This window comes from Robertkochia aurantiaca, assembly GCF_020166495.1.
GTDB lineage: Bacteria > Bacteroidota > Bacteroidia > Flavobacteriales > Flavobacteriaceae > Robertkochia > Robertkochia aurantiaca.
Genome location: NZ_JAINZS010000005.1, coordinates 168,351 through 191,630, shown reverse-complemented (window position 1 = coordinate 191,630; position 23,280 = coordinate 168,351). Strand labels below are relative to the sequence as shown.

Sequence of the window (23,280 nt, the reverse complement as noted above, 5' to 3'; positions counted from 1 at the left end):
TATCAACTTATATCCAATAAAAAAGCCGGTGTTTTCACCGGCTTTTTTATTATCTCAGCACTACTTTTTTTACCACTTCGCTGCCGAGTTCTTCGTTGATCATTTCGATGATCTTCTGTTTTCCGAAGCTCAGCTCGTTCCTGAGCACCGAAGATGACAGGGATACGTAGAGGGTGTCGCCTTTCAGTTCGACGGCTGTTGTGTATGAGTTGACCCCGTTACCCATCAGATTCTTCCAGGCGTCTCTGGCCGAAATCTTTTCGAGGCCTTTCTCCAGTTTATTCTCGCTGACGAACTCCTTCAGGGCATCCTGAAGTGAACGGTATTCGTTGTGTCTTTTTGCCATTTATTTCAGGTCAATGGGTTCAAATCTTTTGTAGATATAGGTCAGGTCTTCGTCGTTTCTGAGAACCAGCCGGTTCATCTCCAGCTCCATGATCTCTTCCTGATGGGTTGCTAAACGGTGGGTGAAATGCAGTTCGGGAACGCCTTCATTGCTTAACAGGGTGAAATTTTCAGTGTCATCGCTGGTGACAAAGGTACCATCAAGCCGGGGTTGCATCTTTTTGCGAAATCCTGTTGAATCTGCGTGCAGCTCGAAATAATCGACCGTGGTGCTGCCCCGGTATTCTTTTGTTTCTCCGTCGGGAAGTTTCACTTCGGAGATCTCCCAGTATCCACTCAGTTTTTCGGGGGTTACTTCGGGTGGTTTTGAACAGGCGGTTGCACAAACAACCATTAGCAGAGCGAGCTTTTTATACATCTTTTGTGTTTTTTAGTTCCTGCCTTAACGGGATCATCTTGTAGCTCTGATGGGTTGAGCGCACCACGGCTTCGGTTCTGTCACCATGAGTGTCGCTGATGAAGAGCTGTCCGAAATCATCATCCTCCACCAAAGATACGATCTGTGAAACCCTGTTTTCATCGAGCTTGTCAAAAATATCATCCAGAAGCAATATCGGGCTGTCGCCGGCCAGTTCCTTGATGAAATCAAACTGTGCGAGTTTCAGGGCAATCAGGAACGACTTCTGCTGTCCCTGGCTTCCGAACTTTTTGATGGGATAACCGCCTATTTCGAAATTCAGATCGTCTTTATGCGGACCTACGGTGGTATACTGCATGCTGCGGTCTCTGTCAAGATTCTTCTTTAACAAATCTTCAAGCTGCTGCTCGTGAAGTTTACTTTTGTAGCTCAGCCCGATCTCCTCCTGTTTCCTGGCGATGGTCTCATAGCGACTTTTAAATATAGGGATGAATGCTTTCAAAAAGGCCTTACGGGATTCGAAGATCGGTACACCGTACTGAATCATTTGTGCATTGTATACCGATAGCGTTTCGGGTTCAAAGGTATGGTTCGCGGCAAAATACTTGAGAAGGGAATTGCGTTGCGCCACCACCTTGTTATAACGAATCAGGTTATGCAGATAGGTTTTGTCGCTTTGGGCGATCACACCGTCCATAAACTTCCGCCTGGTGTCACTTCCCTCTATAATGAGGTCGCGGTCTGAGGGGGAGATGATCACAAGGGGAACAAAGCCTACATGATCTGAGAGCTTTTCGTATTCCTTTCCGTTTTTCTTAATGGTCTTTTTCTGTCCTTTCTTCAGGCTGCAGACCACCTTTTCTTTTTTACCGTTCTTCTCAAAACGGCCATCGATCATGTAGAAGTCTTCACCGTGGCGAATATTCTGTGAAGCGATAGGGTTGAAATAGCTCTTCCCGAATGCCAGGTGATATATGGCATCCAGGGCATTGGTCTTTCCTATCCCGTTGTCACCCACGAAACAATTGATCTTCGGATCGAATTCGAAGGTGACCGAGTCGAAATTCTTGTAGTTTATAAGGGAGAGTTCTTCTAAAACCATAGCATCATTCAACTTACGAAAAGTCGGCCTTCCTGCAGCGCAAATTATCGAAAATATTCAAATAAATACCCTTTCCTATTTCAATAAAAATTATATTTTTGCGGGGCTTATCAAAACATGAATTAATGGCTACGTACAAGAAAAGAGGCTACAAATCAAAGACGAATAAGGAAGAGCGAGTTGCAGATGAACACAGTGCAACCGAAGAGGTTTTCAGTACTTTAGATGAAAGCGCCAGTAAGACCGAAGAGTGGGTTTCAAGAAACCAGCAATACATTCTTACCGGTATCGGGGTGATCGTAGTCGTGGTGTTAGGCTATCTCGGTTATCAGCAGTTCGTTCAAAACCCGAAAGAGGCCGAGGCATCGAACGAAATGTTCTTTGCGCAGCAGTATTTCGATGAGGCGGTGAACAGTACTGCCAAGGATTCGCTTTACGGACTTGCCCTTAACGGAGCTGAAGGGAAATATGGTTTGCTTGATATCATTGAAAATTACAGTGGAACCAAGGCGGCTAACCTCGCGCATTACAGTGCAGGTATGGCATATCTGAACACCCAGCAATATCAGGAGGCTATTCAGTATCTTGAAGAGTTCGAGTCTGAAGATCCTATTCTGGGGGCTCTTGCCAAGGGAGGTATCGGAGACGCTTTTGTACAACTGGGGCAGGAAGCTGATGCCATTGCCTGGTATGACAAGGCTATCGCTCATAACGATAATAACTTTACGGCTCCCAAATTCCTTTTCAAGGCCGGAACCGTTTCTATGGAACTCGGAGAGTACGGCAAAGCCGTGGAGTATTTTAACAGAATCAAAGAAGAATACCCTTCTTCTGAAGAAGCAAGAACTATAGATATCTTTATCGGAAGGGCAGAAACGCTAAGTAAATAATGGCCACCGAGAATAAAAATTTATCTTCTTACGATAAAACAACGATCCCAAACGCGAAAAACCTTCGGTTTGGGATCGTCGTTTCTGAATGGAACGAAGAGATTACCGAGGCCCTGTTTCAAGGGGCTCATGAGGCATTACTCGATTGTGGTGCCCAGAAAAAGAACCTTATTCGCTGGAACGTACCCGGCAGTTTCGAACTGACGTTTGGATGCAAACAAATGATCAAGTGGCACGATCCCGATGCTATTATAGCCATCGGAAGCGTGATTCAGGGTGAAACCCGTCATTTTGACTTTGTATGCCAGGCCACGGCCAACGGAATCAAAGATCTTAACGTGCAGCATGATGTGCCCGTGATCTTTTGTGTTCTTACCGATGACAACATGGAGCAGGCTCGTGCAAGAAGCGGGGGCAAACACGGAAACAAGGGCACAGAAGCGGCCATTGCAGCCATTAAGATGGCGGTTTTAGGCCAAATGGACTGATCTTTTTTCTCCCGGCAAAGCTTCACGGTATTACTGGCACTTTTTTTGTACTTTACTTTCCAGGCCCTTTTGAGCATGGAGATATCTTAACAAATTTTAGGAGGTCACCATCTGCCATCTAGGGCATTTTAAGTAAATTTGAAACTATGAAGCTTCCATCACTTTTCAAACAACGCGGAAATAAATCCTACAGCTATACCCCCAGGTATTATGATGAGCGTAAGGAACGCCTTGAAAATCTGAAAAAAAGCAAGGAAGCCAGGTCTGATGAAGATTATTTCAAGGGGTATCGCCGGAAGAGTTTCCGCGATGACTGGAAAACTTCACGAAAATCTTCCTCTGATATGAATTCAAGGATTCGCTTCCTGGTCATTCTGGCTTTTTTATTTATGTTCGCCATAGCCGCCCTGAAGTATATTAACCTAGATTCCATATTTTAAATGGCAGATATCATTCAGCTATTACCCGACCATGTTGCTAACCAGATCGCAGCAGGAGAGGTGGTGCAAAGGCCCGCTTCTGTGGTAAAGGAACTACTTGAAAATGCCATCGATGCTGCGGCAGACCATATACAATTAATCATTAAGGATGCGGGAAAAACCCTGGTACAGGTTGTCGACAACGGTACCGGGATGAGCACTACCGATGCCCGTATATCCTTTGAAAGACATGCCACCTCCAAGATACGGGTGGCAGAAGATCTGTTTCATTTACATACCAAAGGTTTCAGGGGAGAGGCGCTGGCGTCTATAGCAGCTATTGCCCAGGTCGAAATGACCACCCGAAGGGAAGAAGACGAAGTAGCTACGCGTATAAAGATCGAAGGAAGTGATTTCATCGACCAGGATGTAGTGGCCGCTCCGGTGGGTACATCTGTGTTGGTCAAAAACCTTTTTTATAATATACCGGCCCGGAGAAACTTCCTGAAATCTGACAATGTTGAGCTTCGGCATATCATAGATGAGTTTCACAGGGTGGCCCTGGCGCATCCTGCTATCAGGTTCGATCTTTTCTCTAATGGTAGTGAGCTCTTCAAGCTTCCTTCCTCCAATATCAGGCAGCGTATTGTCAATATACTGGGTGGGAAAACCAACGAAAAGCTGGTGCCTGTTGAAGAAGAAACAGAAGTCGTTCATGTGAAGGGTTTTGTGGGGAAACCTGAATTCGCACGAAAGACCCGTGGAGAGCAATTCTTTTTTGTGAACGACCGTTTCGTGAAGAATTCATATCTCCATCACGCCGTAACCGCTGCTTTCGAAGGGTTGCTGAAAGATAAGACCCATCCCTCTTATTTCCTGTTTCTGGAAATAGATCCTGAAAGTATCGATATCAATATTCACCCTACCAAGACCGAGGTGAAATTCGACGATGAACACAGTCTGTATGCCATTCTCCGTTCGGCCATCAAGCATAGTCTCGGGCAGTTCAATGTGGCTCCTGTGCTTGATTTTGACCGTGATGCCAATTTAGATACACCCTACGATTACCGATCGCAACAGGCCAATATGCCCGCCATTGAGGTCGATGCCGATTTTAACCCGTTCAGGGAAGAATCGGCTCAGTCGGGAAGCAGGGCAGGAAGGGAAAGCTACAGGAGTACCTCAAAATCTTCTGGTTCCTGGGAAAGCCTCTATGTCGGCGCTAAAAATCCTGATGATTTTGCCACCATCGAACTGGAGTCTGAAGAGGTTTCAGGGCAGCTGTTTGATGAAAAGGAGATTTCCTCACAAAACACGGTGACCTATCAGCTCAACAGAAAATATATCGTAAGCACCATCAAATCAGGAATGGTGATCATAGATCAGCACAGGGCACATCAGCGAATACTCTATGAAGAGTTTCTGAAGAATATGACGCTTAAGAAGGGAATCAGCCAGCAGTTGTTATTTCCGCTTGAACTGAACCTTTCGAGCACAGAACTCTCTTTGCTGAACGAACTCAAGGAGAGCCTTGAAAATACCGGTTTCGCCTTTTCGGCTTCCGGGAGTGATCGCCTGCAGGTTACAGGAATACCCGCCAACGTTGGAGAAAGTGAAGCGGGAATGGTACTGGAGCAGTTGCTTTCAGATTTTCAGAACGAAATACCTGATGCCGCCTATTCACAAGCCGATAAACTGGCAAAGACGCTTTGCAAAACCCTGGCGGTACGAAGCGGGGAGCCTATGAACGATGCCGAACAGCAATCGCTGGTCAATAACCTTTTCGCAACGAAGGAGCCAAGTGTAACACCATTCAACCGACCCACTTTTATCACGATGACGGTTGAGGAGATCGATAAAAAATTCATTTAAATGGGAAGAATAACCGAAGCCGTTAAGCATATACTGATTATTAATGTACTGTTCTTTATTGCCACCACCCTGTTGGGAGAACAGATGTATACCTGGTTTTCACTTTGGTTCCCTAAAAACGACAATTTCGTCTGGTGGCAGGTGGTGAGTCATATGTTCATGCATGGGGGCTTTATGCATATACTGTTCAATATGTATGCCCTATGGGCCTTTGGATCCCCTCTTGAACAGATCTGGGGAAAAGGAAAGTTTCTGTTCTTCTATTTTTCTGCGGGTTTGGGCGCCGCCTTGATACATACTCTGGTAAATTATTATTATTTTAACGATAGCTTTCAAATGCTTCTGGCTGAAGGGTTTAACGGTGGTGAGATTTTAGACACCCTGGCCCGGGGTCAGTATAATACCGGCTGGTACGAGGTTGTGCCTAAAGATAAACTGGATAATTTCTTAACGTCTTATATGACACCTGCCGTGGGAGCTTCCGGGGCAATATATGGTATTTTGGTAGCGTTTGGTATGATGTTTCCAAATGCTGAGCTGATGCTGATATTTCTTCCGGTACCCATCAAGGCCAAATATTTTATTCCGGTACTGATCGGTCTGGATCTGTTCTCAGGAGTAACGGGCTATTCTATTTTTGGAAGTGGAATTGCGCATTTCGCTCATATCGGAGGAGCCCTGTTCGGATTTATTATGATGTGGTATTGGAAGAAGAATCAATTCAAAGATAATCGCTGGGATTAATTATGAGTATTACGAATGATATACGATATAAGTTCAAAACCCTGAACATAGCCGAAAAGCTGATCGTGATCAATGTCGCGGTCTTTATTTTAAATGCACTCTCGGTATTCCTGTTCAATCTGAAGGGTGATTTTTTTATGGAGTGGTTCGAGCTTCCCAAGGCTTTCGGAGACTTCATTCTCCAGCCCTGGTCCCTGATCACCTATTCCTTCTTTCACGGAGGCTTTATGCATATCTTCTGGAACATGCTGCTGTTATATTTTTCAGCAAGGATCTTTCTGAATTATTTCGGCCCTAAGGTATTCCTGAACGTGTATTTTATGGGAGCGGTAGCCGGAGGAGCCTTCTTTCTTCTCAGCTATAATATCTTCCCTGTATTCTCGGGGATCAACTCATCGCTGATCGGTGCTTCAGCCGCGGTTATGGCCATTCTTCTGTTCGTATGTACCTATTTCCCTAACCAGGAAGTACGACTGATCTTCTTTAACGTGAAATTATGGTATATCGGAGTGTTCGTGGTGCTCTTAGACCTTATTCAGCTTCCCATGGGGAATCCAGGGGGGCATATCGCACATCTTGGCGGACAATTGCTCGGGTTTGTTTATGCCAGAAAACTGATGGAGGGCAAGGATATCGGCTCAGGAATCAACAGGTCATTGTCAGGATTGGAAGGCTGGTTCAGCGGGAAAAGGAAGTCGCCGCTTAAAACGGTGCACCGACGAAATAAAGGCAGTTACGCAGACAGCAAACCTACCAAAAAGGAATACCAGAAACAGATCGACGAGATTCTGGATAAGATCAGCAAAAGCGGTTACGAAAGCCTCTCAAAAGAAGAAAAAGACTTTCTTTTCAAAGCCGGTAAAGAAGACTAAGCCCCATGAAAAAATTGAATTGGTTTCAAAAGGGGATCTTCCTCATGAACGTGGTATTTGCCGTTCTCCTGGTGCTGGGACTTCTCATGCCGTACTTCTCGATCAAACTCTTTCCGAAATTATCGGTCTTCAGTCTTATCGTTCCCGTACTTCTGGTGGGTAATCTGCTGTTTTTCTTCTATTGGATCATCAATCTAAAAAGACAGATGTGGCTATCGTTTGTTGTGCTTCTTTGCGGTTTTGGAGCCTTGACTTCCCTTTACCGGTTTTCGGGTACCGAGGAGGTCATCACAAACAGTGCTGTCAAAGTGATGTCATATAACGTAAGAATCTTCGATCACTACGAATGGATCAAAGACCAGCAGACCGAAGAAAAGATCATTGAGCTGATCAGGGAAGAAGACCCTGATATTCTGTGTATACAGGAATATCACGAAAATAAAAACGGTAACGATCTCTATCGAATGTATCCGCACAGGTATATAGAGATGAAGCATAAGGGACTGGGGCAGGCCATATTTTCAAAGTATCCCATCACCGGTAAAGGATCTCTTGATTTCCCGAACTCCGGTAACAATGCCATATATGCAGACCTGGTTCTTGATTATGATACCCTAAGGGTGTACAACCTGCATCTGCAGTCTTTCCAGATAAACCCGGAAAAGGAAGAGTTCACTCAGGAAAACAGTAACCGATTGCTCAACCGAATGGGCAAGGCGTTCAGTATGCAGCAGTTCCAGACAGACATTTTTGTAAAACACCGTGATCAGAGCCCTTATAAGACCATCAGTTGCGGTGACCTCAATAATAATCAGTTCTCAGCGATCTATCACCAGGTAAAGGGTTCGGGGAAAGATACTTTTGAAGAGGAGGGAACCGGTACGGGAAAAACATACTACTTCAGGTATTTCCCCCTGCGAATCGATTTTATTTTTACGGGGGAAGAGATCGAAGTCATCTCTCATAAAAACCGTTATGAATTTCTTTCTGACCATTACCCGGTCATTTCACAGATCAAGGTACATTAAGTAACAGTCTGTGCTGTCTGCAATTATGTGCAGGCAAAGTGCTAAAGCCGGAATGCGTGTCGACCTTGGTAACAATAACAGCAGGTAAACGGTGATGGCGATATATGAATGAAGAAAATGGTATCCGATACTGCAGCGGTCAGGGTTAAAAACCGGATCTGCCAAGAGATGGTCGATATCGATAATAATCCCGGCCCATAATATCAGCAGAACCTTTACCCGGTTGTTTCCCTTGAAAAAGAGAAAGGCTATGAATACGGGCAGCAGAAAGTGAATCCCGTAATGAATACTTTCCCTAATCATTGGAAACTGAGGGGCTGATTTTCCAGGTAAGAAGCGGCATTAGGGCCTTCGTTGAAAAGAAGGTCAAGTGAGCTCAGATTTGAAAGGAAGCCGTATTTCTCATCAAAGACCTGGGTGTAAGGCTCGAATGGTGTCATAAGCCTGTCTTTGGCATTGACTAATAACCGTAGATCCTCGTATTTGTCTGGTTCCGGTTCATAATTTTCAGAAAAGATCACTTCCATATCGAGCTGCATATTTTCAGAGAGCAAGGCCATACTTTCCATGTTCAGATCGATCAGGTATCTGTGTTTCTTTTCAAAGAAAGGCGCGAAGTCGTCTTCGTAGAATTCAAAGAAAGGTGACGTTCTGTAGGCGGTCTGCAATGATTTCCAATGCTGTTTCTTCCAGTCGAAGTTGTCTTCTATAACCACTTCCTTTGTTTTCTGATGTCCCGGTTTGCCTGTGTGCTTTATGGGTACAGACAGCCTTTGCAGACCGTTAGGACTGTAAATATGACAACGGGTACGATAGGTTTGCTTTTGATAGTTGTCATGCTTTTCAAGCACCGTATCGTGTTGGCTGATTGCCGTGAAATGTGCCACATTCGGAAAATATGTCGGGTGGATCAATATTTTACGGGCATCGTTCATCTAGTGCAGATTATGCGCTTTTCTTCTTTCTCTTTCTGTACTGGTTATATGCGAACCAAATACCCAGCGCTATCAGAAAATAGACCAGGTAAGAGCGTGGTTGTCCGCTTCCTCCCACTGTGGTGAAAATACGGTCCCAACGGGGTTTCCAGTTGGTGATACCATCATTGATACCTTCAATGCTCATCCAGATGAACACCGGCTTCCCCACGATATGGTCTTCAGGTACAAAGCCCCAGTAGCGGCTGTCTTCTGAACGATGACGGTTATCTCCCATCATCCAGTAATAATCCTGCTTGAATGTATAAGTGTCTGCCGGCTGCCCGTTGATCAGAATCTCTCTGCCATTTACGCTGAGTTCATTCTTTTCATATTCACGAATGATCTTTTTGTAAACCGGAAGATTTTCCAGGGTCAGCTCAATGGTAGCCCCTTGTTCAGGAATATAAATGGGACCCATATTGTCCAGGTTCCAGCTGTACTTTATGTCGTTGGGAAAGAAGGAGGCACTTTGAATATCTTCGGGCATCACGTAGCGAATAACGCTGTCGATCGAGGCGTTTTCACGTAATTTGGCTGCTCCCTCTTCTGTAAGCGTTACTTCTCTCTGGAAGTTGGCAATTTCTTTTACGTTAATGCGGTTTTGCCTGACCACCTTAACAGGAATACCGTTCTTTCCGGTTTCAAAAACCAGTCCGTTCTGATCCTGGTTGACCACCCTTCTTATGTAGGGAGATAAGGCGTTAAGCTGGCTCTGGTTCAGGTTCTGAGCGACATAGGCTCGTGACAGCTCTCTGGATCCCGCGTCGATCAAAGGCTGCGATGGCACCCCTTTTTCAGAAGTAACCAAATATGAATACTGTACCTTGGCCCGGTCAGGAAGCGCTGTTCTTTCACCATCTATAAAAACATAACCATCTTCGATAGAAAGTGTGTCTCCGGGAATGGCCACCGCTCTTTTAACGTAATTCGATTTCTTGTCTATGGGCTTTCTGATCTTGCGATCAGTGATCTTAAAGAACTGTTCCACAGTGTCGGCAGGCCAGCTGAAGACCACGATATCGTTTCTTTCGACATCTTCAAATCCCGGAAGGCGAAAATAGGGTAATTGCGGTTTTTTGAGATACGACCGTGTTTTTACAACCGGCAGGGTGTCGTGAACCATGGGGAAGGCCACCGTGGTCATAGGAGTTCGGGCGCCATAATGGAACTTGCTTACAAAAAGGAAGTCTCCTACAAGCAGGGTCTGCTCCAAAGAGGAGGTAGGGATCACGTAGGGTTGCATGAAATACGTGTGAACCAGCGTCGCTGCAACCACCGCGAACAAAATGCTGTTGATCCATTCTCCGGTGGCGGTTCGCGGTTTCAGGCTTCTGTCTTCAATATAGGTGACGTCCAGGCTGTAATTCACGTAAAAGATGTAGAGACCCAGGGTCAGGACTACCAGCCAGGTGTCAAGGGTACTGTTTCTTCCGAAACTCCTGATCGTTTCCACCCATACAACGGGGAACATGATCAGGTTGATGATCGGTATAAAGAGCAGGATCACCCACCACCAGGGGCGGTTGATGATCTTCATTAAAATTACGGCGTTATATACGGGTACAAGAGCCTCCCAGGGTTTTCTTCCGGCTTTTTTATATAGTTTCCAGGTACCCAGGAAGTGGATAACCTGTACCAGGAGAAAGAATAAGAACCACTGTGTGATCGTCATGCTGTAAGCTTTTAGTTATTAGTTCAGGTAGCTGATAATTTTGGTAAAAATATATTTTTTTTGCCAGCTTTTGGGGCTTGTTCGTCCTTTGAGAAAAGCAAGGAGGTTTACTTTAACCCAGGTTTAACACATCTTTCATGGTGAAAACCCCTTTCTTGTCATGCAACCACTCTGCTGCCACCACTGCCCCCAGAGCGAAGCCCTTACGGTTAAGAGCCTCATGCCTGATGGAAATCTTGTCGACCTCGCTTGTATAGGTGACCGTGTGCGTGCCCGGAACTTCGCCTTCCCTGAGAGAGGTTACAGGCAGTTGGTCATCAGACCCGGGTTGGAGTGACCAGTCTTTCAGGCCCAGGTTGTCGATCATGTCTTCAGCCAGGGTGATAGCTGTGCCGCTGGGTGCATCAAGCTTGTGTACATGGTGAATTTCTTCGATAGCTGCGGTGTAAGATTTTTGGTCTTTCATCAACCTGCTCAGATGTCTGTTGAGTTCGAAGAAAATATTGACTCCCAGGCTGAAGTTCGAGGCGTAGATGAATGCTCCGTTCTGTTCCTGGCATTTTTCGATCACCTGCCCGTAGTTGTCGAGCCATCCGGTGGTGCCTGAAACGACGGGTACACCTTGTTCAAAGCAGCTGGTGATATTTTCAATGGCTGCATCGGGAACGCTGAAATCGATGGCGACCTCGGCACCGTTAAAATGAAAATCGTCTTTTGCATCTTTTTTAACGGCCACTATGTCATGGCCGCGTTCACGGGCAATGGTTTCGATCATCCGGCCCATTTTGCCATATCCGAGTATCGCAATTTTCATGCTGTTCTTTTTAAATTTTTGAAAGCTCAGAAGCTGTAATTCAGGCTGAGCCCGAAATTATGCCGCATATCTGCAGGATTCTGTTCCATGTAAGGTTTAAAGCTCAGCTCCTCGTTGACGTTGTATTGTTTCAGGTGAGCATCAACGTTGGCGTCAATAATATTTAGTACGTACAGTCCGACGGTGATCACCAGTGAAAGGTCTCTGTTTCTCTGGTAGAATTCCTGTGCATCCCTCAGTGCCTGGTCGCTCACATCAGGATTTCCTGGAACGATACCGCTGTTGTTGATGTCGTAAAACTCATCGTCCTGAAAGCCTGCCAGCCTTCTTTTGAAGGCATCCCTGTATCGATTGTATTCGTTGGTGTTGTTGATGTAAAAGTATACGCCTGTTCCTATGGCTCCGTATACCAGGGGAACTTTCCAGTAGCTTCGGTTATAGATCTGTCCCAATCCCGGTAAGATGGCTGAATAGAAGGCTGCTTTTGCGGGAGTATTCGGGTCCATGATCCGTTCCAGGCGTCGCAAATCCTTTTGCTGTCGCTTTTCAGCACGCTCCAGTTGTCTGAGCTGTTTATTGGTGAGTCCTTGCGGCAAGCTGGCGGTTTCCCATAGTTGTACTTCTCCCTCAGCGGTAGGATCTACCGGTGCAGGGACCACTTTAGAGGGTACGCTGTCTTTTTTTACACGGGTGGAATCCTGTTGCTTTTCCTGGGCATATATACCTGAACTGAAAAGCAACAGCAGTAACGCGCTAAGATAATGCCTGAACACTATTTTAATAGTTTAGCGAGACGCAGAAAGTCTTCCTTTGAATGGAATGGAATGATCAGTCTTCCTTTTCCGTTCTTGGCGACCTTAACATCTACTTTAGAAGAGAGGTATTCGGTGAGGTGATCAAGATTTTCTGAGATGTACTCAGGTACCTCTTCCTTGGGTTTAGCAGGCTTATCGTCACCGACCTCGTTTTTTAACTGGTATTCACGAACCAATCGTTCTGTTTCACGCACCGAAAGAGAGTTCGAGATCACTTTTTCATAGATCTGTATCTGATCTTTCTTGCTTTCGATGTTGATCAGGGCACGTCCATGGCCCATGCTTACGAACCCGTCGCGCATTCCGGTCTGGATGATCGGGTCCAGTTTGAGCAATCGCAGGTAATTGGTAATAGTGGATCTCTTTTTACCCACCCGGTCACTGAGTTGTTCCTGGGTGATGCTGATCTCTTCGATGAGACGCTGGTAAGATAAAGCCACTTCGATGGGATCAAGGTCTTGTCGCTGTATGTTCTCGACCAGTGCCATTTCCAGTGATTCCTGGTCGTTGGCGATCCTGATATAGGCCGGGATGGTTTCAAGCCCGGCAATTTTCGAAGCTCTTAAACGGCGTTCTCCTGAAACAAGCTGAAATTTGTTGAAATCAACCTTACGAACCGTGATGGGCTGAATTACGCCCAATTCTCTGATCGATACGGCTAATTCCTGAAGGGTTTCCTCATTGAAATTAGTACGAGGCTGAAACGGGTTGACCTCGATCGAATTGATATCCAGCTCAACTATGTTTCCTACAACCTTATCAGCATTTTTGTCAGACGCCGACTGAATATCGTTTTCCGGGTCTTTCAATAAGGCCGATAATCCTCTTCCTAATGCTTGTTTCTTTGTCGCTTTTGCCATTCTTAAACCGCCTGCTTATTCTTTTTGATTATTTCATGTGCCAAATTTAGGTAATTTGTGGCACCTTTACTGGTTGCGTCATAATTAATTATGGTTTCCCCGTAGCTCGGAGCCTCGCTCAATCGCACGTTTCTCTGAATGATGGTGTCGAAAACCATGTCGCTGAAATGTTTCTGAACCTCTTCAACCACCTGGTTAGAAAGTCTCAGCCTGGAGTCATACATGGTAAGCAGCAATCCTTCGATATCGAGATTCGGATTGTGTATTTTCTGTACGCTTTTGATGGTGTTCAACAGTTTGCCAAGACCTTCCAGGGCGAAGTATTCGCACTGTATAGGAATGATCACAGAATCTGAGGCTGTAAGTGCGTTCAGGGTCAGTAATCCGAGGGAAGGAGCACAGTCGATCAGAATGTAGTCGTAATTATCTCTGATGCTTTCGATGGCATTCTGGAGCATGTATTCCCTGTTATCTTTATCGACCAGTTCGATCTCGATGGCCACAAGGTCAATATGTGCCGGGATCAGGTCTACATTTGGGGAGTCGGTTTTTATGATGGTTTCGGATGCGACAACAGAATGTTCCAGCAATTGGTAGGTACCGTACTCCACAGACTCAACGTCGATACCAAGACCTGAGGTAGCATTGGCCTGAGGGTCTGCATCGATCAGCAACACCTTCTTTTCCAATACCCCCAGCGATGCAGCCAGGTTGACCGAAGTGGTCGTTTTGCCTACACCACCTTTCTGGTTTGCCACAGCAATGATTTTACCCATAAGAATAAATAGATTTACCTCGTAAAAATACGATTATTTGTGAGTTTTGAAAACGAATTTTGTTAACAATGAAATGCCTGCGCAGGCCTCTGAGAGAAGGGGCTGTGCTAAGCTCCTGACCCATAACGCCCTTGGTTCGGGTATGAACAGTATCCGGTTAAAAGGCCGAATTATTCACCCATAACAATCGTTGATCTCAGCCTTTTTTATTTGAGCGGATCATGGCTTCAAGCATGTCCCACATTTGTTCGGGCACCTGTTCGAGCAGGTTGAACTGACCGGCTCCCTTAAGCCATTCGCCTCCATCGATGGTGATCACTTCTCCGTTCATGTAGGCGCTGAAATCTGACACCAGATATGCTGCCAGATTAGCAAGTTCCTGATGATCGCCCACGCGTTTGAGGGGGACTTTTTTAGCGAGATCGAATTTTTCTTTCAGTTCTCCCGGTAACAGCCTGTCCCAGGCACCTTTGGTCGGGAACGGTCCCGGAGCAATCGCATTGAACCGCATACCGTACTTGGCCCATTCTACGGCCAGGCTTCGGGTCATGGCCAGCACACCTGCCTTGGCTGTAGCAGAAGGTACCACATAGGCAGAACCTGTCCAGGCATAGGTGGTCACTATATTTAAAACGTTCGTATTGGTCTGTTCGGTTTCGATCCAATGCTTACCGAATGCAAGGGTACAGTTTTTGGTTCCTTTCAGAACGATGTCGATAATGGTGTCGAAGGCATTGGCAGAGAGTCGCTCGGTAGGAGAGATAAAATTTCCCGCGGCGTTATTGAGCAGTACGTCAACCTTTCCGAAGGCATCGACCACAGTATCCCGCATTTTCTCCACTTGTTCATAATCACGCACATCACATTGAACAGGAAGGCAAGTACCTCCGGTTTCGGCCTCCAGTTCTTCGGCAGTTTTTTTAAGTTTATCCAGGTTGCGGGAAGTGATGGCCACTTTAGCACCCAGTTCAAGAAAGTATTTTGACATGGATTTGCCAAGCCCGCTTCCTCCTCCGGTAACTACGATTCGTTTGTCTTCGAGGGCATTGTCCCGTAACATTTTTTTACTGTAATCCATTGGTGTTGTTTTAAGTTGTTAGTTGACTTCGTCTATAAGAATTTCAAGTATGCTGATCGCGGCATCGGGAATACGGGTACCGGGGCCGAAAACGGCTGCGGCTCCCGCATCGAAAAGAAAATCATAGTCTTTTCGAGGTATCACACCGCCAACGATAACCATGATATCTTCCCTTCCGTATTCACGCAGCGCCTGTATGACCTGGGGTACAAGGGTCTTATGGCCTCCGGCCAGGGAAGAAACGCCCAGGATATGCACATCATTTTCAACCGCTTGTTTGGCTGCCTCAGCGGGGGTTTGAAAAAGCGGACCGATATCCACGTCAAAACCGACATCTGCGTAGCCTGTGGCGACCACCTTTGCTCCGCGGTCGTGGCCATCCTGTCCCATTTTGGCGATCATGATACGGGGGCGCCTTCCTTCCGAATCAGCAAATTTATCGGCCATTTTCCTGGCCTTTTCGAAACTTTCGTCTTTGTTAACTTCTTTTGAATACACGCCGCTAAAGGTTTGAATTTTTGCTTTGTACCGGCCATAGGCCTTTTCAAGTGCTGAAGAGATCTCTCCTAAGGTAGCTCTTTCTCTGGCGGCTTCTACCGAAAGGGCCAATAAATTACCCTCTCCGCTTTCTGCAGCCTGCGTAAGGCGCTTAAGAGACTCGGTTACATTTTTATCATCCCGCTTGCTTTTCACCTCTGCGATACGGGCAAGTTGTTTTTGTCGTACGCTTTGGTTGTCTACCTCCAATATCTCCAGGGGGTCTTCTTCGGTGAGGGCAAAGCGATTCACCCCTACGATCACATCCCTGCCACTGTCGATACGAGCTTGTTTACGGGCTGCTGCCTGTTCAATACGCATTTTTGGAATGCCCGCCTCGATGGCTTTTGTCATTCCTCCCAGGTTCTCGATTTCCTGTATGTGTTCCCACGCTTTATCTGCGATCTCTTTCGTTAGCGATTCAACGTAATAACTTCCTGCCCACGGATCGACCGTGTCGTTGATACCTGTTTCCTTTTGCAGAAAGATCTGGGTATTCCTCGCGATCCTTGCTGAAAAATCTGTTGGCAGGGCAATAGCTTCATCAAGAGCATTGGTGTGCAATGACTGGGTGCCTCCAAAGGCCGCTGCTGCGGCTTCTATACAGGTTCGGGCTACATTGTTAAAAGGATCCTGCTCGGTAAGACTCCATCCACTGGTCTGGCTGTGGGTACGAAGCATCAGCGATTTTTCATTCTTAGGTTCGAACTCCCGGATCATTTTTGCCCACAACATTCGACCGGCCCTCATTTTGGCTATTTCCATAAAATGATTCATACCGATGGCCCAGAAGAACGACAGACGGGGCGCAAAACTATCGATATCCATTCCTGCCTTAAGCCCCGTGCGAATATATTCAAGGCCGTCTGATAAAGTATATGCCAGTTCGATATCGGCGGTAGCCCCGGCCTCCTGCATATGGTAACCCGATATGCTTATGCTGTTAAACCGTGGCATGTTCTTGCTGGTATAGGCAAAGATGTCGGCAATGATCTTCATGGAAGGGGTAGGGGGGTAAATGTAGGTGTTCCGCACCATGAACTCCTTCAGTATATCATTCTGAATCGTTCCTGACAAGGCTTCAGGGGATACGCCCTGCTCCTCGGCGGTCACGATGTAAAAAGCCATGATCGGGAGCACAGCCCCGTTCATGGTCATCGATACAGACATCTTGTCAAGAGGAATCTGGTCGAAAAGGATTTTCATGTCTTCAACCGAGTCGATGGCCACCCCGGCCTTTCCCACATCACCGACCACACGCTCATGATCAGAATCATAACCGCGGTGGGTCGGCAGGTCGAAGGCTACCGAAAGACCTTTCTGGCCTGCGGCCAGGTTTCGCCTGTAAAAGGCATTGCTTTCTTCAGCCGTTGAAAATCCGGCATATTGTCTGATGGTCCAGGGTCGTCTAACGTACATGGTCGAATAAGGACCTCTGAGAAAAGGCGGTATCCCTGCCGCAAAATCGAGATGGTGCAGCTCCCCGATATCCTCACGACTGTATTGCGGTTTGACATCGATACCTTCCGGAGTCTCGAAAATCTCTGATCCGGTATTATTTATCTGATCTGAAGAGGGTTTCAGCGTTATATGTTGAAGATCTTTTCTTTTCATGGACTATTCTTCTTCTTTCAGTCTTTGAAGTTCTGATTTTTCACTTAGTCTTTTGGCTATGATGGGCTCGATAATGGTTTTGCGGCTTCTTTTTTGCGGAGTGACCGGTTTCTTCACCGCCTCTTTCATTCGCTCTTCCTTATTGAGGTAGAGGTTTGAACCTACCAGGGTCAGTTCCCCTTTATCATATTGTTCCTGTTCCTGAAGATGCGATTCCCTGATCTTCTTCTGAATTTTATGTTCCTTTAGTTGCTGAAGGAAACCGCCGCCAGCTTCGATGTCTTTGAAAAGTTTCAATCCTTTTTGTGCGAGTTCAGCCGTGAGTTTTTCGATATAATACGCTCCGTCGGCAGGATTAAGCACCTTGTCGAAGTAACTCTCGTGTTTTAGAATAAGTAACTGGTTACGTGCAATGCGGTCTCCGAAACCGGTAGGCTCTTCAAAAACGGTGTTATAGGGAAGGTTTCCGACAAAGTCTGCTCCACCCAATATATTGCTCATCGATTCTGTTGTGGTTCGCAAGAGGTTCACATTGTAGTCATAGATCGTTTTATTCCTCAGGGTGGGATAACTTATAATACGACAGGGTTTGCCGGTTTGGTATTCTGCAGACAAGGTTTCCCACAAAAGGCGCAGAGCTTTGAGTTTGGCGATCTCCATAAAATAATTACTTCCCGCTGCATTGAGAAACATGAAGCACAAAACAGGTTTTTTCTCCCCGTATTTCTCGTTTAAGAAATTCAGGTATTCATTCATATGAGACATCGCATAGGCCAGTTGCTGTGCACTATCAGCTCCGGCGTTCTGATAGACAGAAAGATCTGCTGAGATTGCCAGATCTATGGAATTCTGATTCGTCATCTCAGAAAAAGTATCAATCAGATTCGCCAGACGTTGGAAATCTTTCTCAAGGTTTTCGATCCAGTTTCCGGTAGTGGCAAGCCTCTGAATGATATCAGTAATGATGGTAAGCTTACCGGCGAAGTCTTTTCCGCTCCAGCTTTCAAGGTCTTGCCGGGAAATATGACTGGCCGATAAAAGAACGTGCTGCCCTTGTTCCAGTATCGTATTTAGTTGCTTGTTCGCAGAAATATTCTCTTCCTCTGAAACCAAATGCAGGGTCTGTGCACCCCCTTCAATGGCCTTTTGAGCTGTTTCTGCCCATGATCCGTCTTCAGTAATAACGATCTTTTCTGTAACAGACCAGGGGTTTGCTTTGAGCGAAAGGGTTTGCAGATCACCAAGGTCTTCACGGTGATAGAAAGGTTTGATATCTATGCCTTCCCTGGTGTGGGTAACCACGGTCTCATTATAATCAGCTCCTTTGAGGTCATACTGAATTTTTTGTTTCCATTGTTTGGCCGGGACCGGCTCAAATTCATCAAAAAGCGATTCGCTCATAACAGATTCTTGACTGATTTATATTAGTTGTTTTTCAGACTGTCTTCATATTGTATAATGAAGATCTCTTCATTATCTTTCTTTAAATAATACTCTTCGCGCGCAAACTTCTCCAATTCGACCTGATCCTGCAATTTGCGAAGAATGGCCTTGTCTTTATCGATCTCTTTCTTCAGGTGTTCTTTCTGTTTGCGTAATTTTTCGATCTCATTGTCTAATTCCCTGTGGGTGAACCACCAGGAGTTGGTGTCAAAAAAGAGCATCCAGACAACAAAGACCGTGGTGATCAGAACATAGATGTTCCCAAGGTATTTGAACCACTTTGATTTTCGCAGGGATTTCAAGTTCATATGAGACGTTCGTTTATAATGGTTCGTACGATATCAACGGCCACCGTATTGTATTTGTTGTTAGGTATGATGATATCTGCGTATTCTTTCGTTGGTTCGATAAACTGCTGATGCATGGGTTTCAGAGTCGACTGGTAGCGCAGCAGTACTTCGTCTATGTCGCGACCTCTTTCATTGATATCTCTTCTGATACGTCTGATAAGTCTTTCATCAGAATCTGCATGGACATAGATCTTTATATCAAAAAGATCCCTGAGTTCTTTGTTGGTCAGTATCAGGATGCCCTCAACGATCATCACTTTCCTCGGATGGGTGAGTATGGTATCGCTGGTGCGATTGTGCTTGACAAACGAATAAACCGGCTGTTCGATAGGTTTGCCTGACTTCAGTTCAAGAAGATGCTGTCTGAGCAGATCGAAATCAATGGCACGAGGGTGATCGAAGTTCAGTTTGGTGCGTTCCTGGTAACTCAGGTGGGAGGTATCGCTGTAATAGGAGTCCTGTGAAATAATACCGACCTCATTTTCGGGTAATTCGTGAATGATCTGATTCACCACCGTTGTTTTCCCACACCCGGTTCCTCCCGCAATTCCTATAATAAGCATGGACTTTTTTTACAAATGTAGTCATTTGCAGAATAAATAAGCCTTCCATGCCATGCTGAAAGACTCAGGTGTCACGGGTATAACGATGCGATCAGGGAAAGAAAATGTAAAAAGTCCCGGCAACCACTATCGGTCGATAACAGACTCAGGTATTTAAACATCTGAGACTATGGCTGTAATTGGCTTAGGGCGAAAAAGCGCGATGGTTGTCCGGGACCCTAACAGAATTTTTGGTTTAAAGTTTAAGTTCCACCGGCAGTTTACCCGATGCCTTCAGCTCTCCTGTAACGACACGGGCTGCTTCTTCCTGATATTCTTCAAAAAGCTGCCCGCTTATGACAACAGATGCGGCAGACCTGCTGTTGGGTATCAGCTCAAGGGCATACGGGTTGCCAAAAAGACACAGGGCAGGGTTCCAGCGCTCGATCAGGTCTTTGATCAGATCGATGTTCTCCTTGCTGAGTCCGAAATTATTCAAAGGTTTCACCGAGGGAGGCACCACGGCCAAAAGGGTAGTGATATCTCCCTGTAAATTCAGAAGGCGCGTATGTGATTCGGGATGAATGACATTGAGATGACGATCGCGGGATAATGTTTTAACGAACGAATCGATCTCATCGTTGCCAATAATGATCAAACGACAAGCTTCTTTCTTCGTCAAAATTGGGGAATCTGCATTTGGGCTGAGGTTGATGATCGATTTGGTTGCCAACAGACTGTTAAGGTCACTGGCAACTTGTTTTCGGTTCTCTCTGCTTTGATCCCCCTTGTATGAAGTATTTCCATCGAAAAGCCCTGCTTTCGACTTCATCTTCATGAGTCTTTCAAAACTGTTATGTATTTCTTCCGGGTCACATTTCTGACTGATCTGATTGATTCCTTCGATGGTATTTTCTGAGAAGCAGAGTACATCATTTCCGGCTTCAAATGCCAATCGTTCCAGTTTTCCTTTTTCTGTGTATAGTTTGCTTACACTGTGCATGTTCAGGGCGTCAGAAATGACGACTCCTTCGAATTCGAATTCTTTTCTCAGAATCCCTTTGATGATCTTTGCAGAAAGGGTTGCCGGCAATTGTTTGTCACCGCTGAGGGCAGGCACGGCCAGATGCCCTGCCATAATACTGTCAATTCCGCTTTTGGCTAGTTCCCTGAAGGGGTAAAGCTCATTTTTATAAAGGGCGTCTTTGTCTTTTTCGATAACCGGCAGGCCCAGATGCGAGTCTACACGGGTATTGCCATGTCCCGGAAAATGTTTCACGCAATTCAGTATTCCGGCTTCCTCCAGCCCTTCGCAGTAATAGCGACATGCCTGCAGCACGATCTCCTTATCTTGTCCGAATGACCGGTATCCGATCACCGGGTTTTCAGGATTGTCATTGATGTCTGCCAGGGGTGCCAGGTTATAATGAATGCCGGCCCGTTTCAGATCTTTACCTATTTCGTAGCCCACCTGCCTGATTAATTCCCTGTCTTCCGCAGGAAGGCTCCCCAGGGTAAGGGCATATGGGAACTGAGGGGTGTTTTCAATACGCATGGCAAGCCCCCACTCAGCATCGATACTGATCAGCAGGGGAATGGACGATAACTTCTGGTACCGCTCGATCATTTCAATAAGTCTCTCGTAACTGTCTTCATAGCGCTTCACTTCCTTTTTCTCATAATTGGTCGCGGCGCTTGCCCTGCTGTGAAAGAAGGTGAGTCCGCCAATACCGTGATCGGTGATCAGTTTTTCGATCTGAGCGATCCCTTCAGGGGTGTCGTTAATAAAGGCGGCAGGAAAGAACAGCTGAGCTGTTTTTTCTTCCAGGGTGAGGTTATGCGGTTTGGTCATGGCTGTCTTTTTTTCCATAGTCATAAGGGTATTTTAGATAACGTACTACCAGGATCCCCGGAATAGCGGCTGCCACTACCCAGATAAAGAAACCGGTATAGCCCAGGAATTCCTGTATATAGCCACTGATCATTCCCGGGAGCATCATGCCCAGCGCCATAAAGCCGGTAGCTATGGCATAATGAGAGGTTTTAGAGATTCCTTCGGCGATATAGATCAGGTACATGAGATAGGCGGCAAAGCCGAATCCGTAACCAAATTGCTCGATAATTACCACCCCGGTGGCCCAATAGATCGATTGGGTTTCAAACAGGCTGAGTAACACATAAAAGAGGTTAGGCAGGTTCAGGGCCAGGATCATCGGCATCATCCATTTCCCGAGGCCGTCGCGTGAGATGGCCACTCCTCCGAGAATACCTCCTATCGAAAGCGCTATAATTCCGAAGGTTCCATAGATGGTTCCTACCTCGGTGGTGCTCAAAGCCATACCTCCGGCATCTGAATCGTCAAGTAGAAAGGGAGAAGCCATTTTTACCAGTTGGGATTCACCCAGACGGTACAGGAGAATAAAAGCCAGGGCCAGGCCGATCTGTTTTTTTTGAAAAAAGGATTTAAATACCGAAACAAAATCAAGATTCTTTTTGTCAGCCGGGGGGCGTTCATCTTCCACCTTCGGGGTGGAGAAAAAGTTGACGATGGTCAAAACAGCCATCAGCAGCCCCGTAAAGATCATGGTGTATGACCATGCTTTAGCATTGTCTCCCAGGCGCGTTTCCAACATACCGGCAACCACAACCACCAATCCTTGCCCGGTGATCATAGCCAGACGGTAGAAAGTACTTCTGACCCCCAGGAAAAATGACTGTTTCTTTTCGCTGAGTGCGATCATATAATATCCGTCTGATGCGATATCATTGGTGGCTGAAGCAAAGGCAGCCATCCAGAAACAAGCCAATGAGATAAGAAAAAATGAAGAGCTGCCCAGAGAAAAGCCGGTAATGGTAAAGGCCAGTGCGACCAATAGCTGCATGGCCAGGAACCATTTTCGCTTTGTTCCCTTCAGGTCGACTATAGGGCTCCATAAGGGTTTGATCACCCAGGGGAGATACAGCAGGCTGGTATAGAGGCCGATATCTGAATTGCTGATCCCGAGTTTTTTATACATGATCACCGAAACGGTGATGACGATCACATAGGGTAAACCTTCTGTATAGTATAACGAGGGAACCCAGTACCAGGCATTCTTATCCTTTTTCGTTTCCTTTTTCGTTTCTGTCATTTCTGCGGAGTAGGTTTTCATAGATGTTCTTTTCAGAGCCGTCGATGGTGACAGCATTCACGGTTTTCTTATAATATTCTTCAGGGCCGACACCTCCGATGATGCCGTAGACATATCCCATTTCTCTAAGGGCCTCCAGGCTTTTTACCAAAAGCACCTTGCCCAGCCCCAGTTTCCTGTATTCGGGCAGCACACCTGTCGGACCGAAAAACGAACGGGCCGTGGTCTCGTAGCAGGCAAAGCCGATGATCTCGTTTCCTTTTTGAGCGATAAAACAACTAGGTGGTTGTTGGAAAAATGCAGCCTGAACCTCATTGGCCCAAAACTCGCTGAAATGCTCTTCTGTCCATTCGATCAGTTGACTCATCTCAGGTGAAATAGGTCTTCTGATCAGTATCGATTCTTCTTTTCTCAGGCTGGCTTCCTTTTCTTTCATATCAGGAAGGTCTAACAGCCGAACCAGCATGTCTTTCATCATTATAAATATTTCAAG

At 46.1% G+C, this 23,280-nt stretch carries 25 protein-coding genes; 7 read left to right on the top strand and 18 right to left on the bottom strand.

Annotation, left to right across the window (positions count from 1 at the left end; all coding sequences use genetic code 11):
- Positions 1-49: 49 nt before the first annotated feature.
- The 3 genes from K7R10_RS09570 to recF are packed head-to-tail and all read right to left on the bottom strand — an operon-like array spanning position 50 to position 1,865.
- Positions 50-346, bottom strand: a complete 297-nt coding sequence (locus tag K7R10_RS09570; protein WP_224484484.1) for a DciA family protein — start codon at positions 344-346, stop codon at positions 50-52.
- The gene (locus tag K7R10_RS09565) at positions 347-763 is read right to left on the bottom strand and encodes a lipocalin family protein (RefSeq protein ID WP_224484483.1); all 417 of its coding nucleotides are present in this window, start codon (positions 761-763) and stop codon (positions 347-349) included.
- On the bottom strand, positions 756-1,865 hold the full coding sequence (gene recF, locus K7R10_RS09560) for a DNA replication/repair protein RecF (protein ID WP_224484482.1): 1,110 nt from the start codon (positions 1,863-1,865) through the stop codon (positions 756-758). Before recF ends, K7R10_RS09565 begins: the two co-directional genes overlap by 8 nt.
- 125 nt (positions 1,866-1,990) lie before the next feature.
- Here recF and K7R10_RS09555 point away from each other — a divergent pair, with 125 nt between their 5' ends.
- From K7R10_RS09555 to K7R10_RS09525, 7 genes are all read left to right on the top strand, one after another.
- On the top strand, positions 1,991-2,755 hold the full coding sequence (locus tag K7R10_RS09555; RefSeq protein WP_224484481.1) for a tetratricopeptide repeat protein: 765 nt from the start codon (positions 1,991-1,993) through the stop codon (positions 2,753-2,755).
- Positions 2,755-3,243 carry a 6,7-dimethyl-8-ribityllumazine synthase gene (gene ribH, locus K7R10_RS09550; protein ID WP_224484480.1) on the top strand — a complete coding sequence of 163 codons (489 nt, stop codon included), beginning with the start codon at positions 2,755-2,757 and terminating at the stop codon, positions 3,241-3,243. The genes K7R10_RS09555 and ribH overlap by 1 nt, the downstream gene beginning before the upstream one ends.
- Positions 3,244-3,389: 146 nt before the next feature.
- Complete coding sequence (locus K7R10_RS09545) at positions 3,390-3,683, top strand: hypothetical protein (protein ID WP_224484479.1); 294 nt, start codon at positions 3,390-3,392, stop codon at positions 3,681-3,683.
- The gene (gene mutL, locus K7R10_RS09540) at positions 3,684-5,534 is read left to right on the top strand and encodes a DNA mismatch repair endonuclease MutL (protein WP_224484478.1); all 1,851 of its coding nucleotides are present in this window, start codon (positions 3,684-3,686) and stop codon (positions 5,532-5,534) included. It abuts the gene before it with no gap.
- Entirely contained in the window at positions 5,535-6,278 is a 744-nt protein-coding gene (locus tag K7R10_RS09535; protein ID WP_224484477.1) for a rhomboid family intramembrane serine protease, read from the top strand. It begins immediately after the preceding gene.
- Positions 6,279-6,280: 2 nt separating this feature from the next.
- Complete coding sequence (locus K7R10_RS09530; RefSeq protein WP_224484476.1) at positions 6,281-7,150, top strand: rhomboid family protein; 870 nt, start codon at positions 6,281-6,283, stop codon at positions 7,148-7,150.
- A gap of 5 nt (positions 7,151-7,155) precedes the next feature.
- Positions 7,156-8,178: an endonuclease/exonuclease/phosphatase family protein gene (locus tag K7R10_RS09525; RefSeq protein WP_224484475.1), complete on the top strand. Its 1,023-nt coding sequence runs from the start codon at positions 7,156-7,158 to the stop codon at positions 8,176-8,178.
- On the opposite strand, the gene K7R10_RS09520 is transcribed toward K7R10_RS09525, so the two are convergent.
- The 15 genes from K7R10_RS09520 to K7R10_RS09450 form a co-directional block, all read right to left on the bottom strand.
- The gene (locus K7R10_RS09520; protein WP_224484474.1) at positions 8,158-8,481 is read right to left on the bottom strand and encodes a DUF6122 family protein; all 324 of its coding nucleotides are present in this window, start codon (positions 8,479-8,481) and stop codon (positions 8,158-8,160) included. The two genes, K7R10_RS09525 and K7R10_RS09520, sit on opposite strands and share 21 nt — an antisense overlap.
- Positions 8,478-9,113 carry a WbqC family protein gene (locus K7R10_RS09515; protein ID WP_224484473.1) on the bottom strand — a complete coding sequence of 212 codons (636 nt, stop codon included), beginning with the start codon at positions 9,111-9,113 and terminating at the stop codon, positions 8,478-8,480. The genes K7R10_RS09520 and K7R10_RS09515 overlap by 4 nt, the downstream gene beginning before the upstream one ends.
- Before the next feature lie 10 nt (positions 9,114-9,123).
- Entirely contained in the window at positions 9,124-10,827 is a 1,704-nt protein-coding gene (gene lepB / locus K7R10_RS09510; protein ID WP_224484472.1) for a signal peptidase I, read from the bottom strand.
- Between the two features lie 112 nt (positions 10,828-10,939).
- The gene (gene dapB / locus K7R10_RS09505) at positions 10,940-11,641 is read right to left on the bottom strand and encodes a 4-hydroxy-tetrahydrodipicolinate reductase (RefSeq protein WP_224484471.1); all 702 of its coding nucleotides are present in this window, start codon (positions 11,639-11,641) and stop codon (positions 10,940-10,942) included.
- A 26-nt stretch (positions 11,642-11,667) separates the two neighbouring features.
- On the bottom strand, positions 11,668-12,414 hold the full coding sequence (locus K7R10_RS09500; protein WP_224484470.1) for a DUF5683 domain-containing protein: 747 nt from the start codon (positions 12,412-12,414) through the stop codon (positions 11,668-11,670).
- Positions 12,414-13,316, bottom strand: coding sequence for a ParB/RepB/Spo0J family partition protein (locus K7R10_RS09495; protein WP_224484469.1), 903 nt, complete (start codon positions 13,314-13,316; stop codon positions 12,414-12,416). The genes K7R10_RS09500 and K7R10_RS09495 overlap by 1 nt, the downstream gene beginning before the upstream one ends.
- Before the next feature lie 2 nt (positions 13,317-13,318).
- A complete protein-coding gene (locus tag K7R10_RS09490) occupies positions 13,319-14,092 on the bottom strand; it encodes a ParA family protein (RefSeq protein ID WP_224484468.1) in 774 nt (257 codons plus the stop codon).
- 196 nt (positions 14,093-14,288) lie between these two features.
- Positions 14,289-15,170: an SDR family oxidoreductase gene (locus K7R10_RS09485; protein WP_224484467.1), complete on the bottom strand. Its 882-nt coding sequence runs from the start codon at positions 15,168-15,170 to the stop codon at positions 14,289-14,291.
- 18 nt (positions 15,171-15,188) lie between these two features.
- Positions 15,189-17,321 (bottom strand): methylmalonyl-CoA mutase, encoded by a 2,133-nt coding sequence (gene scpA / locus K7R10_RS09480; RefSeq protein ID WP_224484466.1) that lies wholly within the window; start codon positions 17,319-17,321, stop codon positions 15,189-15,191.
- Positions 17,322-17,324: 3 nt separating this feature from the next.
- On the bottom strand, positions 17,325-18,722 hold the full coding sequence (locus K7R10_RS09475; protein WP_224484465.1) for a methylmalonyl-CoA mutase subunit beta: 1,398 nt from the start codon (positions 18,720-18,722) through the stop codon (positions 17,325-17,327).
- A gap of 23 nt (positions 18,723-18,745) precedes the next feature.
- Positions 18,746-19,072 carry an FtsB family cell division protein gene (locus K7R10_RS09470; RefSeq protein ID WP_224484464.1) on the bottom strand — a complete coding sequence of 109 codons (327 nt, stop codon included), beginning with the start codon at positions 19,070-19,072 and terminating at the stop codon, positions 18,746-18,748.
- Positions 19,069-19,677 (bottom strand): uridine kinase, encoded by a 609-nt coding sequence (gene udk, locus K7R10_RS09465; protein ID WP_224484463.1) that lies wholly within the window; start codon positions 19,675-19,677, stop codon positions 19,069-19,071. Before udk ends, K7R10_RS09470 begins: the two co-directional genes overlap by 4 nt.
- Positions 19,678-19,912: 235 nt before the next feature.
- Positions 19,913-21,526 (bottom strand): glycoside hydrolase family 3 protein, encoded by a 1,614-nt coding sequence (locus K7R10_RS09460; RefSeq protein WP_224484462.1) that lies wholly within the window; start codon positions 21,524-21,526, stop codon positions 19,913-19,915.
- Positions 21,492-22,808 carry an MFS transporter gene (locus tag K7R10_RS09455; RefSeq protein WP_224484461.1) on the bottom strand — a complete coding sequence of 439 codons (1,317 nt, stop codon included), beginning with the start codon at positions 22,806-22,808 and terminating at the stop codon, positions 21,492-21,494. The genes K7R10_RS09460 and K7R10_RS09455 overlap by 35 nt, the downstream gene beginning before the upstream one ends.
- Positions 22,753-23,265, bottom strand: a complete 513-nt coding sequence (locus K7R10_RS09450) for a GNAT family N-acetyltransferase (protein WP_224484460.1) — start codon at positions 23,263-23,265, stop codon at positions 22,753-22,755. Before K7R10_RS09450 ends, K7R10_RS09455 begins: the two co-directional genes overlap by 56 nt.
- Positions 23,266-23,280: the final 15 nt, after the last annotated feature.

Bases quoted from the DNA above. Each gene is read 5' to 3' on its own strand.
- K7R10_RS09570 (WP_224484484.1), bottom strand. From the start codon at position 346: ATGGCAAAAAGACACAACGAATACCGTTCACTTCAGGATGCCCTGAAG.
- K7R10_RS09565 (WP_224484483.1), bottom strand. From the start codon at position 763: ATGTATAAAAAGCTCGCTCTGCTAATGGTTGTTTGTGCAACCGCCTGT.
- recF (WP_224484482.1), bottom strand. From the start codon at position 1,865: ATGGTTTTAGAAGAACTCTCCCTTATAAACTACAAGAATTTCGACTCG.
- K7R10_RS09555 (WP_224484481.1), top strand. From the start codon at position 1,991: ATGGCTACGTACAAGAAAAGAGGCTACAAATCAAAGACGAATAAGGAA.
- ribH (WP_224484480.1), top strand. From the start codon at position 2,755: ATGGCCACCGAGAATAAAAATTTATCTTCTTACGATAAAACAACGATC.
- K7R10_RS09545 (WP_224484479.1), top strand. From the start codon at position 3,390: ATGAAGCTTCCATCACTTTTCAAACAACGCGGAAATAAATCCTACAGC.
- mutL (WP_224484478.1), top strand. From the start codon at position 3,684: ATGGCAGATATCATTCAGCTATTACCCGACCATGTTGCTAACCAGATC.
- K7R10_RS09535 (WP_224484477.1), top strand. From the start codon at position 5,535: ATGGGAAGAATAACCGAAGCCGTTAAGCATATACTGATTATTAATGTA.
- K7R10_RS09530 (WP_224484476.1), top strand. From the start codon at position 6,281: ATGAGTATTACGAATGATATACGATATAAGTTCAAAACCCTGAACATA.
- K7R10_RS09525 (WP_224484475.1), top strand. From the start codon at position 7,156: ATGAAAAAATTGAATTGGTTTCAAAAGGGGATCTTCCTCATGAACGTG.
- K7R10_RS09520 (WP_224484474.1), bottom strand. From the start codon at position 8,481: ATGATTAGGGAAAGTATTCATTACGGGATTCACTTTCTGCTGCCCGTA.
- K7R10_RS09515 (WP_224484473.1), bottom strand. From the start codon at position 9,113: ATGAACGATGCCCGTAAAATATTGATCCACCCGACATATTTTCCGAAT.
- lepB (WP_224484472.1), bottom strand. From the start codon at position 10,827: ATGACGATCACACAGTGGTTCTTATTCTTTCTCCTGGTACAGGTTATC.
- dapB (WP_224484471.1), bottom strand. From the start codon at position 11,641: ATGAAAATTGCGATACTCGGATATGGCAAAATGGGCCGGATGATCGAA.
- K7R10_RS09495 (WP_224484469.1), bottom strand. From the start codon at position 13,316: ATGGCAAAAGCGACAAAGAAACAAGCATTAGGAAGAGGATTATCGGCC.
- K7R10_RS09490 (WP_224484468.1), bottom strand. From the start codon at position 14,092: ATGGGTAAAATCATTGCTGTGGCAAACCAGAAAGGTGGTGTAGGCAAA.
- K7R10_RS09485 (WP_224484467.1), bottom strand. From the start codon at position 15,170: ATGGATTACAGTAAAAAAATGTTACGGGACAATGCCCTCGAAGACAAA.
- scpA (WP_224484466.1), bottom strand. From the start codon at position 17,321: ATGAAAAGAAAAGATCTTCAACATATAACGCTGAAACCCTCTTCAGAT.
- K7R10_RS09475 (WP_224484465.1), bottom strand. From the start codon at position 18,722: ATGAGCGAATCGCTTTTTGATGAATTTGAGCCGGTCCCGGCCAAACAA.
- K7R10_RS09470 (WP_224484464.1), bottom strand. From the start codon at position 19,072: ATGAACTTGAAATCCCTGCGAAAATCAAAGTGGTTCAAATACCTTGGG.
- udk (WP_224484463.1), bottom strand. From the start codon at position 19,677: ATGCTTATTATAGGAATTGCGGGAGGAACCGGGTGTGGGAAAACAACG.
- K7R10_RS09460 (WP_224484462.1), bottom strand. From the start codon at position 21,526: ATGGAAAAAAAGACAGCCATGACCAAACCGCATAACCTCACCCTGGAA.
- K7R10_RS09455 (WP_224484461.1), bottom strand. From the start codon at position 22,808: ATGAAAACCTACTCCGCAGAAATGACAGAAACGAAAAAGGAAACGAAA.
- K7R10_RS09450 (WP_224484460.1), bottom strand. From the start codon at position 23,265: ATGATGAAAGACATGCTGGTTCGGCTGTTAGACCTTCCTGATATGAAA.